Raw genomic sequence first — 12,494 nt, 5'->3', positions numbered from 1 at the left:
TCAGGTTCGGCGGCGGCGCCCCTGCCACAGGTGGACGAGCACCGGCAGCAGCCCGATGACCACCACCGCGAGGACGACGTAGTCGATGTAGCCCTTGTTCCGGCGGACGAAGTCGATCTTGCCGAGCGCGTGGCCGAGCAGCAGGATGCCGTCGGTCCAGAGCAGGCCGCCCACCGCCGAGTACAGCGCGTACAGGGCGAAGCGCATGCGGCCGACGCCCGCCATCACCGTCGCGACCGTCCGCACGACGGGCACGAAGCGGCCCACCACGATCGTCCACGACCCGAACCGCTCGAAGAAGTCGTGCGCGCGCGTGACGTACTCGGGCCGGAACAGCCGTGAGTTCGGTCGGTCGAAGACCACCGGCCCGGCGCGGTAGCCGATCCAGTAGCCGACGATGTTGCCCAGGAAGGCCGCGATCGGCGCGATGACGAGGAACGCGGCCAGCGGGGTGTCGATGTCGCCGACGGACAGGTAGATCCCGGCGGCGAAGAGCAGGGTGTCGCCCGGGAGGAAGAAGCCGACGAGCAGGCCGCACTCGGCGAACAGCACGATGGCGAGGATCAGCAGGGCGGCGCTGCCCGAGAGCAGGTTGTCAGGACTGATCGGGTTCGCCAGCAGCACGTGGTCGGAGTCTACGGACGTCCCCTGTCCGTCCCCTGTCCGTCCGGTGTGCGTCGTCGATGCGGCCGGTCAGCGGGGCGCGTGCCGTCACGAGGACACGAACGGCGAGGTAGGCGCCGATGCGGTCCCGCGAGATGCCACACGGCCCGTGTGCGGCGCGTGTGCAGCGCGTGTACGGCCCGTATACGCGCTGTGTGACAGTCGCGTCAGCCGCGAGGGTCGCTGGAGCGACGGGACGCGGCGCGCACGGCCGCGAGCAGGATCGCGATGATCGGCACGGTGATGAGGAAGCGCGTCAGCACCTCCTCGACCGGCACGTTCTGCTCGACGAGGCCGCCGTAGAAGACGGGCAGGTTGACGAGCACCGAGAGCGCGAGAACCGACCAGCGCAACATCAGCAGTCGTCCAGGTCGGCGAGCCGGTCGATGAGCAGGGCGGCCCAGCGACCGCGGGTGGCGGGGGCGCCGTCGAGCGTCCCGACCGGCAGGCCGAGCTCCCACAGCGCGGCCGGGCTGGCGGAGCGAGCGGCCGACACGACGGCGAGCGCGGTCACCGGCCCGAACGCGGTGATGGTGCGGCGGACGTCGGTCACCCGGCACGTCGCGTCGACGACGAGGTGCAGCTGGTCGGGCTCGAGGGCGGCGACGATGTCGGCCGCCCAGGCGAGGTCGGCGCTGCCGCCGGCGTCGCCGGAGGAGTCGGTCGCCACCACCACGACGCACGGCTCGCCACGGCTGCCGCGCACCTCGAGCTCGAGCGCCGCGGCCTGCCGGCGGTGCCGGATGGACTCCGGACCGCACCCGGCGGTCCGGATCGCCGACGGGTCCAGGCGCAGCCGGCCGCAGATGCGGACGGCCTCGGCCTGGGCCTGCGCCGCCGGCCCGGCGACGACGAGGAGCTGGCCGGGGCCGAGGTCGGCCCGGCCGGGCTGCGGGATGCGCCGCACCAGCTGCTCGACCGCCTCGTAGGCGCTGGCGGTGCCCTCGACGATCCAGGTCAACGGGACGCCGATCTCGGCCAGTTGCCGCCGCAGCGTCAACGGCGTGCGCGACGGCGTCGCGACCGGAGCGGCGGCCACCGGCTCGACGACGGCGGCGGGAACGGGGGCCGGGGCGGGGGCCGGGGCCGGGGCCGGGGCGGGGGCCGGGGGAACCGGCGCGACCGCGACCGGCTCGACCGCGACCGGCTCGACGTAGTCGGCGGCACGGTGGGCGCCGACCGGGCGGGTCCGTACCCGGGCGAGCAGCTCGTCGCGCGTCTCCGCCACCGGGGCCGGCAGCTCGACCGGGCTCACCGCGGGCGCGGACACGAGCTCCGCGGCACCGATCGGGTCCGCGCCCACGAACGACGCGGCCGTCACCGGCGCCACCGCGGGGACGGGTGCGGCGACCGGGACGGGTGCGGCGACCGGCGATGCCACCGGCAGTGCCACCGGCGCGGGCACCGGCGGCTCGGCGGGAAGTGTCGCCTGCCGCTCGGCCGCCTTCTGCGCGGCCAGGTCGAGCAGCATGCGCGCGAACTCCACGTTGTCGGCCCCCGCCACGTCGCCACCCTCGGGCACGCGCCCGGACTCCACCATCTCGGCCACGGCCGCCGGCGACACCGGCGGCGACACCGGCACGGACACCGGCACGGACACCGGCACGAACGACGCCACGAACCCGTCGCCGGCGTCCGCGGCGCTCGTGATGTCGGCGATGGCGGTGAGGTCGTCGTCGAACACGACGGTGTCGGTGATGTCGACGCCCGGGACGTCGTCGTCGGTCACCACGTAGTGGACGCCGATGGTGCGGCGGGCGAAGAAGCCCATGACGCCGCCGTCGCGGCCGTAGTTGACGTCGACGACCCGGACCCGGCCGTCGTGCTCGGCGTCGATCTCGGCGAGGAGCTCCTCGAGATCGGGGCCCTCACGGTACAAGGTTGCGGACGTCATCGATGACCCCTAGCGCGTTGACGGACACCGAGCTGGCGGCCAGCTCGGGGTAGGACAGGACGGCCATCCCGGGCAGGGACAGGCGCAGCAGCCGCCGCAGCGGCATACGGATCTGGGCGGCGCAGACGAGGACGGGCTTGCTGCCCTGCGCCGAGTGGGTGGTGAACTGCTCGGCGATGCCGCTCATGAGCAGCTCGGCCAGGCCGGGTTCGATGACGAGCTGCGCGCCACCCTCGCTGGGGCGCACCGACTCGAGCAGGGTCTGCTGCAGCCGCGGTTCGATGGTGAGCACGTCGAGGGTCCCCGCCGTCGCCTGCCCGGCGACGAGGGCCGGGGCGAGGGCGGCGCGGGCGGCCTCGACGAGCCGGTCCGGATCGGTGCCGCCCTTGGCCGCCACCGACAGCGCCTCGAAGATGCGGACGAGGTCGCGGATCGACACGCTCTCGTCGAGCAGGGCGTGCAGCACGCGCTGGATCTCGCCCAGGCTGAGCAGCGCCGGCGTGAGGTCCTCGACGACAACGGGGTGGGTGCGCTTGAGCGCCTTCGTGGCGGCGGCGACGTCCTCGCGGCCGAGCAGCCGGCTCGCGTGCTGCCGCACGGCCTCGGACAGGTGCGTGATGATGAGCGACGACCGGTCGACGACGGTGGCGCCGAGCAGCTCGGCCTGACCGCGCATCTCGACCGGGATCCACTTGCCGTCCACACCGAACACCGGCTCGCGCGCCTCGCGGCCGGGCAGGCCGTCGATGCCGTCGCCGATCGCGAGCGCGGTGCCCGCCGGGGCGAGCCCGCGGGCCACCTCGACACCGTTGATGTTGATCGCGTAGGTCGACTGCGGCAGCGAGACGTTGTCGCGGGTGCGCACCGGCGGCATGACGACGCCGAGCTCGGTGGCGAGGCTGCGGCGCAGCAGCTTGACCCGGTCGAGCAGGTCGGCGCCGGCACCGCTGACCAGCGACACGAGGTCGGGCGAGAGCACCAGTTCGAGCGGGTCGACGGCGAGCTCGGCCCGCAGCGCGTCCTCGTCGGACTGCGCCGGAGCGGCCTGCGCGCCGGTCGCCGCCGTCTCGGCCTCGGCGGCCTCCACGGCCTCGGCCGCCTTGCGCTTGCTCGCCATGAACAGCAGGGCCCCGCCGACCAGCAGGAACGGCAGCTTGGGCAGCCCGGGCACCAGGCAGAGCCCGAGGGCGCCGGCGCCGGCGATCTGCAACGCCTTGCGGTTGTTGCCGAGCTGGCGGGAGACGACCGTTCCCATGTCGTCGGAGTCGCTGGAACGGGTGACGATCAGGCCGGTGGACACGCTCAGCAGCAGCGCCGGGATCTGACTGACCAGACCGTCGCCGATGGAGAGCAGGCTGTACTTCGACAGCGCCTCGGACACCGGGATGCCGTGTTCCAGGACCCCGATCGCGAAGCCGCCGATGAGGTTGATGAAGGTGATGAGGATGGCGGCGATGGCGTCACCCTTGACGAAGCGCGTCGCGCCGTCCATCGCGCCGTAGAAGTCGGCCTCGGAGGCGATCTCGGCGCGGCGGGTGCGCGCGGTCTGCTCGTCGATCAGCCCGGCGTTGAGGTCGGCGTCGATGGCCATCTGCTTGCCGGGCATGGCGTCGAGGGTGAAGCGGGCGCCGACCTCGGCGACGCGGCCGGCGCCGTTGGTGATGACGACGAACTGGATGACCAACAGGATCGCGAAGATCACCAGGCCGATGACCAGCGAGCCACCGATGACGAAGTGGCCGAAGGCGTTGATGACGTTGCCGGCGAACCCGTCGGTGAGGACGAGTCGGGTCGCGCTGATGTTGAGCGCGAGCCGCAGCAGGGTGGCGATCAGCAGCAGCGAGGGGAAGCTCGAGAACTCCAGCGGCCGCTTGACGTACATCGACGTCAGGACCACCAGCACCGCCCCGGTCATGTTGCCGGCGATGAGGATGTCGAGCAGGGTCGCCGGCATCGGCACGACGAGCATGACGACGATCGACACGACGCCGATCGGCACTGCCAGCTGGCTGAGCCTGCTCGGCTTCACGGGACCTCACTCGGGCGCGATCGTGCTGCGGCATCCGAGCCGTGGGGTCGCCGTCCTGGCATCTTGGCTATCGGCAGCCCGCAGCCGCACTTAAACGCCTTTCCCCGGCCGGCCGGTCACGGGTGGCGTGACCGGCGGACCGGGGAGGGAGCGGAGCGGGTCAGACGAGGACGACCGACCAGTGCCCGGTGCCGTACTTGGCGACCGAGACGGTCAGGTCGAGCCGGTTCGCCGGATGGCCGGCGAGCTCGGCGGCGTCACCCGGGGCGCCGACGACTCCGGGAGACGTGCCGACGAGGCGCTGGTGCTCGTCGGAGTGCTCGTTGAGCACGCTCGCGAACACGTTGAACACCTCGGCGACGTTGTCGAACAGGTTCTGCGCCAGGACGCCGTCCTCGACCGAGGCCTCGGCACCGCCGACCGGGATGAGCGCGATGGACGCGCCGAGGAAGGCCCCGAGCGGCAGGTCGGTCATGACGACGGCGGAGAGCTGGCCGAGGTCGGTGTGGAAGATGCCCATCGCGGCACAGTCCGTGGGCGCGACCGGGTTGCCGATGGCGACGTCGACGTCACGCCCGAGCATCCCCTCCAGCAGGTCCTTGATCGCCTTCGGGTCGGGCAGGGTCGTGGTCGGCATCAGACGTTCGCCGTGTCGAGGACGTCGCTGAACGTCTCGGGCGTGAACGGCTTCGCGATCAGGCCGAGGGCGCCCGCGGACGCGGCCTGACCGCGCATGTCCTCGGAGCCCTCCGAGGTCACGAACGCGAACGGCACGTTGTTGCCCGCCGCGCGCAGGGCGCGCAGGAACTGGATGCCGGTCATGTTCGGCATGTTCCAGTCCGACAGCACGAGATCGGGGTTCTCCGCCTGGACCTTGGCCAGCGCGTCGGCGCCGTCCTCGGCCTCGACGACGTCCCAGTCCTTGTAGCCGGACTGGCGCAGGGTCCGGATGACGATCTGTCGCATGACGCGACTGTCGTCGGCGACGATGACCTTCATGGCTTCTTCTCCGCTTCTTGCGTGGGGGGCGACGGGGGCGTCAGGGGATCAGGGTTGGTAGGGCAGACCGACGAAGAGGATGGCGCGGCCGTCCTCCCAGATGACATCGGCGGCGCACACGAGCCGGTCGCCGTTCTCGACCTCGCCGGAGGCGCCGACCGCGGGCAGCGTCAGCCGCGAGTCACCGAGACCCAGCGACTTCACGTTGCCGCCGACGATGTTGGCCATCTCGCCGAGGGCGTCGGCGACGTCCTCGTCGTCGGGCTCGACGCTGTCACCGAGGCGGAACAGGCGCCGGGCGAGCGCGGCGGCCGAGCTGGGGTCGCAGCGCACCACGACGCAGCCACTGGCGTCGCCCTCGATGACGACCCGGCTGGAGACGTCGGTCAGGGCGTGCAGCGGGACGTCGTCGAGCGGGAGCACGACGGCGTCCTCGGCCACGAAGCTCGTCCACACATCGGTCGTGATCGAGCCGAGCGAGTCGACGTCGACCTCGATCGCGGCCGTCATGACACACCGGCCGGCAGGAGGCCGAGCAGGCTCAGCTTGTCGAGCATCGCGTCGGCGGTGAACGGCTTGATGAGGTACTCGTGGGCGCCGGCGGCGAGGGCGCGCACGATCTGACCGTGCTCGCTCTCGGTGGTGACCATCATCAGGGTCATGGCGCGGTGCTCGGGCTGGGCGCGCACGGCGGTCACGAACTCGAGACCGTTCAGGACCGGCATGTTCCAGTCGATGCACGCGAGCTCGGGCCTGGCCCCCTCGGCGAGGAGGTCGAGCGCGTGCTGGCCGTGTTCGGCCTCCAGCGTCTCGAAACCGGCGCCGACGAGGATCGAGGAGACGATCCGGCGCATGGCGCGGGAATCGTCGATGACGAGTGCTAGCACGTCAGGCTCCTGTCGCGGGCTGGTAGAAGGAACTGCGGCCGGCGGCCGAACGGCGCCAGCCGTCGTCCACACCGATGGTTACCTCGGCCGATCCGAGGAAGAGATAAGCGTTCGGACGCATCACGGCACGAACACGCTGCAGGATCTGCCGCTTGGTCGGCACGTCGAAGTAGATGAGCACGTTGCGCAGGAACACCACGTCGAACTTGCCGATCGCCCCGAACGGCGAGGCCAGGTTCATCGTCTGCGTCCGCACCATCGAACGCAGCCGGGACGACACGACCCATTCGGTGCCCTCGCGGGTGAAGTGCTGGACGAGCCGGGTCGCCGGCATGCCGCGGTTGACCTCGAGCTGGCTGTAGCGGCCGGCCTTGGTGCGCTCGACCATCGTCGGCGACAGGTCGGTGGCGAGGATGCTCGCGTTCAGCGGCCGCCCGGACGCCATGTCGGCGATCTCCATTGCGATCGTGTACGGCTCCTGACCGCTCGAGCAGGCCGCCGACCAGATGCGCACCGTGCCGTCGAAACCGGGCCGGCCGACGATCTCGGGCAGCACCGTGTTGCGCAGCGCGGTGAACGGGTCGCCGTCGCGGTACCACGACGTCTCGTTCGTGGTCAGCGCGTCGATGACCTTCGCGCGCATCGCGAGGTCGCGGGCCACGCGGATCCGGGCGACGAAGTCGTCGACCGTCGTCGCGCCGGAGGACCGCGCGAGCGGCGTGAGCCTTGCCTCGACGAGGTACTCCTTGCCCGGGGCGAGCACGATCGCGCTGTCGCGATGCACCATCTCCCGGACGTAGTCGAAGTTCTCCGTGGTCAGCGTCATCGGGCGCCTGCCAGGGTCGGGCTGGCGGACACGCGGGTGCGGATGGCACCGGCGATCGAGTCCAGCGGGAGGATCTCGTCGGCGAGACCGGCGGCCGCGATGGCCCCCGGCATGCCCCACACGACGGAGGACTGCTCGTCCTGCACGAGGACGCTGCCGCCGACGTCGCGGATGCGACCGGCACCGGTACGGCCGTCGTGCCCCATACCGGTCAGGACCACGGCGAGCGTGCCGGCGCCGTACTGCGCGGCGACGCTCTGGAAGAGCACGTCCACGGCCGGCCGGCAGAAGCACACCGGCGGGCCCTGGTTGAGCGTGGTGACCGGCGGCGCCTTCGCCCCGGCCGCCGCCAGCTCCATGTGGTAGTCACCGGGCGCGATGTAGACGGTGCCCGGGCGCAGGGACTCGCCGCCCTTCGCCTCGACGACGGTGAGCTGGCAGGTGCGGTCGAGCCGGGCGGCGAACTGCGCGGTGAAGACCGGCGGCATGTGCTGCACGACCACGATCGGCAGCGGGAAGCTGCCGGGCAGGGCCTGCAGGACTCCGGTCAACGCCTGCGGGCCGCCCGTCGAGCAGCCGATGGCGAGGATCTTGGGCGCGCTGGTCGCGCGGGGCCCGCTGCGGGGCGCGGCCGCGACGTGGCCGACCTGCCGGCCGATCGTCCGGGGCGCGCTCGCGACCGGGGAGCCGGTGGCGGGGCGGGGGGCGACGCCGCGCGGCGGGGGCGGCGGGGTCGTTCCCCGGGTGATGCCGGCGGCCCGGCCGGCGAGGGCGTGGACGCGCGGGATGAGCTGGTCGCGCACGCTCGCCATCGACTCGCTGACGCTGCCGACGTTCGCCGGCTTCGTCACGTAGTCGCTCGCACCCAGCGAGAGCGCCTCGAGCGCGACGGCAGCGCCGGGCTCGGTGAGCGTGCTGAACATGATGACCGGCAGCCTGGCCCACTTCTCACGGATCGCCTTCAGGGCGGACAGTCCGTCCATCTCGGGCATCTCGACGTCGAGGGTGACGAGGTCGGGCTCGAGCTGGGCGATCTTGGTGAGGCCGACACGGCCGTTGACGGCGGTGCCGACGACGTCGATGTGCGGGTCCTGGGAGAGCACGTCGGTGACGATCTTGCGCACCACGATGGAGTCGTCGACGACGAGGACGCGGATGCGGCGGCTCGCGGTCACGACGTACTCGCTACGTCGGCGGCGGGGGTGGGGGTCACGCCGTCACCATCGGACGCCGGGTGGCGTACTTGAGCGCGGGCGGCGGGCCGATCGCGCACCGTCCCCGAGCTACGGATCGGGCCGCACCGGCCGATCCTAGGGGTGCCCGCCGCGCCGTAACCCTCGGCCGCGGCGGGCGTCTCGCGGACGGCTGCACCTGGCCGCCCGCCCGCGCACCAGGACGAAAGAGGCCCGACGTGGGTTTCAGCGACGTGATCGTCGGCAGGCAAGGAGTCCACCGTACGAGCGGCCTCGCCGGGTACGAGCTGCTGTTCCGCAGCAACGTGACGGCGAGCGGTCAGGCTCCGACGGCCGACCAGCGCACCGCCGCGGTCATGGTCGCCGCCGTGTCGATCGGCCTCGAACGTCTGGTGTCCGACCACGGCATCTTCTGCGCCGCCGACCGCGCGGTCCTCACCGGCGAGGTCCCGATGCTGCTGCCGCCCGAGCGCACCGTGCTCTCGGTCGCGGGCGGCGCCCGCGTCGACGACGAGGTCGTGGCCGGCTGCCGGGAACTGGTCCGGCGCGGTTTCACCCTCGCGGTGAGCCACGACAGCCCCGCGGCCGACGCGCCCGAGCTGCTCGAGCTGGCCGACATCGTGCGCGTCGACACGGCCTTGGCGTCCTCCAGCGCGGTGACCGACGCGGTGTCCGCGTACGAGGAGCACAAGGTCACGCTGCTGGCCGACCGCGTCGCGAACCGCACCGATCTGCCGCTGCTCGCCGACGCCGGCTTCGAGCTGTTCCAGGGCTTTGCGCTCGACCGGCCGACGGTCGTGGCGGGCAAGGCGGTGAGCCCGGGGTCGGTGCGCAACCTCAGCGCGCTCGCCGGTCTCATGGGCAGCGACGTCGACTTCGAGGAGCTCGAGGCGCTGCTCCGGCGGGACCCGGCGCTGGCCTACCACGTGATGCAGCTGGCCTCGCTCGGCCGCCCCGGCGAGACGCGGGTGGCGGTCGACTCGATCCGGACCGCGCTGGTGCGCGCCGGGGTGCGGCGCGTCAAGAACTGGCTCGCCGTGCTGCTGGCCCGGCCGAGCGGCCGCGAGACCGAGTGCTACGACCAGCTCGTCACCGTGCTGCTGCGGGCCCGCGCCTGCGAGCAGATCACGCAGTCGCGCTCCCCCGGCTCGGCCGGGATGGCCTTCGCGGCCGGCATGCTGTCCGGCCTCGACATCCTGCTCGAGACGCCCCTCGACGAGATCGCGGCCACCCTCGAGCTGACGCCCGAGCTGCACGACGCCGCGTTCGGCGGCGGCGGCGAGCTCTCGGACATCGTCCGCGGCGTCACCGCCTACCAGCTCACCGGCGCCGACACCGGGCACCTGCCGCGCGACCAGGTCGAGGACGCGTTCGCGTCCGCGTTCCCCTGGGCGTTCGACTGCGCCGACGCCGCCGTGCGCTGACGGTCGTCAGGCCGCGGCGAAGGCCTTGTCGCAGCTGTCGCCCAGGAGCTCCGCGGTCTCGCTCGACACGAGATCCCCGACGACGGTGGCCTGCACCGCGCCGCTGACCGCGTTCCACACCCCGTACGCGCCGTCGCGCGGGGTGAAGCCGGCGGCCGCGAACGCCCGGACGGCGAGCAGCTGCGCGGCCGCGGCGGGACGGAGCCGGTCGGTGAGGTACACCGCCCAGCTCGCGTCGTGCACGGCCGCCGCCCAGTGCGTGCGGGAGCCGTTGCCCCCGCTGGCGGCGCGCAGCGCATCGGCCTGCCGGCGGCTCATCCCGGCGATGCGGGCGAGCAGCGCACGCACCGCCGGCCCGCACGGGCCGAGCTCGACGTCGTCGGCGGTGAGCGGGCGGGTGAGCACCGCCGGCGGCGGGTACGAGCGCGGGTCGTACGGCGCCACCGCGGTGGCGCCGTCGCGCTCGGCCTGGCCGTAGACGCGAGCCATGGCGTCGGCGAGCACGTCGACGGCACCGACCGCGTCCGGCAGCTGCCAGCGCACCGAGCCGGCCTCGCTCCAGGTCCAGGACAGGATGTCGTCGCGGACGAGGCGCACCAGGCCGTCGAAGTCGCCGATCATGCTGCGTTCGAGCATGTGGACGGTGCGGGTCGAGGCGACCGGCGAACCCGGGTCGTCCTGCCACGCACGCAGTTCGCGCAATGCTCCCGCCAGCGCCGGCGCCTGGCCGGGCCGCCGCCGTGGCGGTCGTGGCGCCGTGGCGAGCTCGTGCAGGGCGCGCTCGTCGAGCTCGAGCGCGCGCAGCAGGATCTCCGCCAGAGCCGTCCCCCCGGACAACCGGCACAGATCGAAACCCAACACCGGCATGTTCACGAGCGAATAGGTCATCGGTCCCCCTTCCCTTTGACCAACGACCGCAGTCGTATCCGAACACGGTAGCGCGTCCGGCTCGTCGGCGTGGAGGGGCGACGACGCGAGGAGTCACCCGGCGTCCTGTCCGGGTGGCTCCTCGCGTCGGTGTCGGTCAGTCCAGGATGGCCCTGGTGACCGCGGCCTGCTCGGTGAGCACACCGCTGATCAACACCTGGGTCTCGTTGATCCGCTCGACCGATTCCTTGATGTCGCGCAGGGACACCGTGACCAGCTCGACCTGCCTCTGGATGGCCGAGACCTTGGCGTCGACGTCGGTCGTCGCCCGGGCGGTCTCGGTCGCGAGCTCCTTGACCTCGCCGGCGACGACGGCGAAGCCCTTGCCGGCCTCGCCGGCCCGGGCGGCCTCGATCGTCGCGTTGAGCGCGAGCAGGTTGGTCTGCGCCGCGATGCCCTGGATCACGTGCACGACGTTGCTGATCTCCTGGCTCGCGTGCCCGAGGGTCGCCATCTGGTCGTCGGCCTCGTCGGCCAGCCGACGCCCGTCCTCGGCCACCGAGGTGGCGGACACGACGTTGCGCTCGACCTCCTCGATCGACTGGGCGAGTTCGACGCCCGCCGTCTGCAGCCGGTCCGCCGCGGCGAGGCGTTCGAGGGTGTCGCCGAGCAGGAACGCGGTGTTGCGCAACGCGGCGGCCCGACTGTCGGAGATGATCAGCTTGCGGGTGGCGAAGAAGTCCATCGTTCCGACGACCGCGCCGTCGACGAGGACGGGCAGGCAGACGCCGGACTTGACGCCGGCCCGCTGCGCGACCGGTGCGCGCACGCAGTCGGTCATCTCGGCGAGGTCCTCGACGAAGTACAGGTCGCGACGTTCCCACGTCCGACCCGACAGCCCGACGCCCTTGGCGAACGAGGCCGACATCGTGACGTCGCGGAACTCCTGCCCCGCGTCGCCGGACTCGATCTCGAAGCGGAGCACGCCGGCAGCCTCGTCGAGCTGCCAGTACGAGCCGTACTGCCAGTCGAACTCGCTGCGGATCGTCTGCAGCGCCGCCGAGAGCGCCGACCCCTTGTCGCGGGCGTCGCTGAGCTTGCGCAGCACGGCGTTGACCGCCTCGGTGTCCTGCGCGGCCTTGCGCTGCCGCTCGGCGTCGCCGATGCGCTCCATCGCCTGGGAGACCAGGACGCCCACGCTGCGCAGCACGTCGAGCCGCTCGGGCGACGGGTTCAGGGTCTCGGTGGTGAAGAAGTCCATCGTGCCGACGACCTCGCCGGCGTCGAAGAGCGGGAAGCAGATGCCGCTACGCACCCCGGCCCGCTGGGCGGCGGGGCGGCGTACGCAGTCGGTCACCTCGCCGAGGTCGGCGACGAAGACGAGCTCGCGCTGCTTCCACGCGCGACCGTTCAGGCCCACGCCCTCGGCGAAGCTCGCCGTCGCCGTGATGCGGGCGAACTCCGTGTCGACGGTGCCGGACTCGGCGGCGAAGCGCAGTTCGCGCTGCTCGTCCACCGTCCAGTAGGACCCGTAGGCCCAGCCGAACTGGTCGCGGACGGTGTCGAGCGCGATACGCGCGGCCCCGTCGGAGCTGGTGGCCGTGGCCAGCGCCGCGACGATGCGTGCGATCGTCGCGACGTCGGCCCTGGCCTCGTCGAGTCGCGCGTCCTGGTCGGCCGCGCCTGCCTTTCGCTGGAACAACTCCAACACC

At 72.5% G+C, this 12,494-nt stretch carries 13 protein-coding genes; 1 reads left to right on the top strand and 12 read right to left on the bottom strand.

The window, feature by feature from the left end:
* The 10 genes from BUE29_RS09495 to BUE29_RS09450 form a co-directional block, all read right to left on the bottom strand.
* A complete protein-coding gene (locus tag BUE29_RS09495; RefSeq protein WP_073389020.1) occupies positions 1 to 624 on the bottom strand; it encodes a DedA family protein in 624 nt (207 codons plus the stop codon).
* Between the two features lie 206 nt (positions 625 to 830).
* Positions 831 to 1,019 carry a hypothetical protein gene (locus tag BUE29_RS09490; RefSeq protein WP_073389017.1) on the bottom strand — a complete coding sequence of 63 codons (189 nt, stop codon included), beginning with the start codon at positions 1,017 to 1,019 and terminating at the stop codon, positions 831 to 833.
* Positions 1,019 to 2,557, bottom strand: a complete 1,539-nt coding sequence (locus tag BUE29_RS22445; RefSeq protein ID WP_159440853.1) for a hypothetical protein — start codon at positions 2,555 to 2,557, stop codon at positions 1,019 to 1,021. Before BUE29_RS22445 ends, BUE29_RS09490 begins: the two co-directional genes overlap by 1 nt.
* Positions 2,532 to 4,586 carry a flagellar biosynthesis protein FlhA gene (locus BUE29_RS09480; RefSeq protein ID WP_073389012.1) on the bottom strand — a complete coding sequence of 685 codons (2,055 nt, stop codon included), beginning with the start codon at positions 4,584 to 4,586 and terminating at the stop codon, positions 2,532 to 2,534. The genes BUE29_RS22445 and BUE29_RS09480 overlap by 26 nt, the downstream gene beginning before the upstream one ends.
* Before the next feature lie 160 nt (positions 4,587 to 4,746).
* Complete coding sequence (locus BUE29_RS09475) at positions 4,747 to 5,223, bottom strand: hypothetical protein (RefSeq protein WP_073389010.1); 477 nt, start codon at positions 5,221 to 5,223, stop codon at positions 4,747 to 4,749.
* Positions 5,223 to 5,585, bottom strand: coding sequence for a response regulator (locus tag BUE29_RS09470; RefSeq protein ID WP_073389007.1), 363 nt, complete (start codon positions 5,583 to 5,585; stop codon positions 5,223 to 5,225). Before BUE29_RS09470 ends, BUE29_RS09475 begins: the two co-directional genes overlap by 1 nt.
* A gap of 48 nt (positions 5,586 to 5,633) precedes the next feature.
* Positions 5,634 to 6,095: a chemotaxis protein CheX gene (locus BUE29_RS09465; protein ID WP_073389004.1), complete on the bottom strand. Its 462-nt coding sequence runs from the start codon at positions 6,093 to 6,095 to the stop codon at positions 5,634 to 5,636.
* On the bottom strand, positions 6,092 to 6,472 hold the full coding sequence (locus BUE29_RS09460) for a response regulator (RefSeq protein ID WP_073389001.1): 381 nt from the start codon (positions 6,470 to 6,472) through the stop codon (positions 6,092 to 6,094). Before BUE29_RS09460 ends, BUE29_RS09465 begins: the two co-directional genes overlap by 4 nt.
* Before the next feature lies 1 nt (position 6,473).
* Entirely contained in the window at positions 6,474 to 7,298 is an 825-nt protein-coding gene (locus BUE29_RS09455; protein ID WP_073388998.1) for a CheR family methyltransferase, read from the bottom strand.
* Complete coding sequence (locus tag BUE29_RS09450; protein WP_200800115.1) at positions 7,295 to 8,473, bottom strand: protein-glutamate methylesterase/protein-glutamine glutaminase; 1,179 nt, start codon at positions 8,471 to 8,473, stop codon at positions 7,295 to 7,297. The genes BUE29_RS09455 and BUE29_RS09450 overlap by 4 nt, the downstream gene beginning before the upstream one ends.
* Before the next feature lie 236 nt (positions 8,474 to 8,709).
* Here BUE29_RS09450 and BUE29_RS09445 point away from each other — a divergent pair, with 236 nt between their 5' ends.
* On the top strand, positions 8,710 to 9,915 hold the full coding sequence (locus BUE29_RS09445; protein WP_073388995.1) for an EAL and HDOD domain-containing protein: 1,206 nt from the start codon (positions 8,710 to 8,712) through the stop codon (positions 9,913 to 9,915).
* Between the two features lie 6 nt (positions 9,916 to 9,921).
* On the opposite strand, the gene BUE29_RS09440 is transcribed toward BUE29_RS09445, so the two are convergent.
* Both BUE29_RS09440 and BUE29_RS23100 read right to left on the bottom strand, forming a co-directional pair.
* Positions 9,922 to 10,803: a hypothetical protein gene (locus BUE29_RS09440; protein WP_073388992.1), complete on the bottom strand. Its 882-nt coding sequence runs from the start codon at positions 10,801 to 10,803 to the stop codon at positions 9,922 to 9,924.
* Between the two features lie 136 nt (positions 10,804 to 10,939).
* Complete coding sequence (locus tag BUE29_RS23100; RefSeq protein ID WP_073389632.1) at positions 10,940 to 12,484, bottom strand: GAF domain-containing protein; 1,545 nt, start codon at positions 12,482 to 12,484, stop codon at positions 10,940 to 10,942.
* Positions 12,485 to 12,494 lie beyond the last annotated feature (10 nt).

This window comes from Jatrophihabitans endophyticus, from assembly GCF_900129455.1.
In the GTDB taxonomy this organism is placed as follows: Bacteria; Actinomycetota; Actinomycetes; order Mycobacteriales; family Jatrophihabitantaceae; genus Jatrophihabitans; species Jatrophihabitans endophyticus.
Note: the sequence above shows the minus strand (reverse complement) of the source record. Positions and strands in the feature narration are given on the sequence as shown.

Bases quoted from the DNA above. Each gene is read 5' to 3' on its own strand.
- BUE29_RS09490 (WP_073389017.1), bottom strand. From the start codon at position 1,019: ATGTTGCGCTGGTCGGTTCTCGCGCTCTCGGTGCTCGTCAACCTGCCC.
- BUE29_RS22445 (WP_159440853.1), bottom strand. From the start codon at position 2,557: ATGACGTCCGCAACCTTGTACCGTGAGGGCCCCGATCTCGAGGAGCTC.
- BUE29_RS09475 (WP_073389010.1), bottom strand. From the start codon at position 5,223: ATGCCGACCACGACCCTGCCCGACCCGAAGGCGATCAAGGACCTGCTG.
- BUE29_RS09470 (WP_073389007.1), bottom strand. From the start codon at position 5,585: ATGAAGGTCATCGTCGCCGACGACAGTCGCGTCATGCGACAGATCGTC.
- BUE29_RS09465 (WP_073389004.1), bottom strand. From the start codon at position 6,095: ATGACGGCCGCGATCGAGGTCGACGTCGACTCGCTCGGCTCGATCACG.
- BUE29_RS09455 (WP_073388998.1), bottom strand. From the start codon at position 7,298: ATGACGCTGACCACGGAGAACTTCGACTACGTCCGGGAGATGGTGCAT.
- BUE29_RS09440 (WP_073388992.1), bottom strand. From the start codon at position 10,803: ATGACCTATTCGCTCGTGAACATGCCGGTGTTGGGTTTCGATCTGTGC.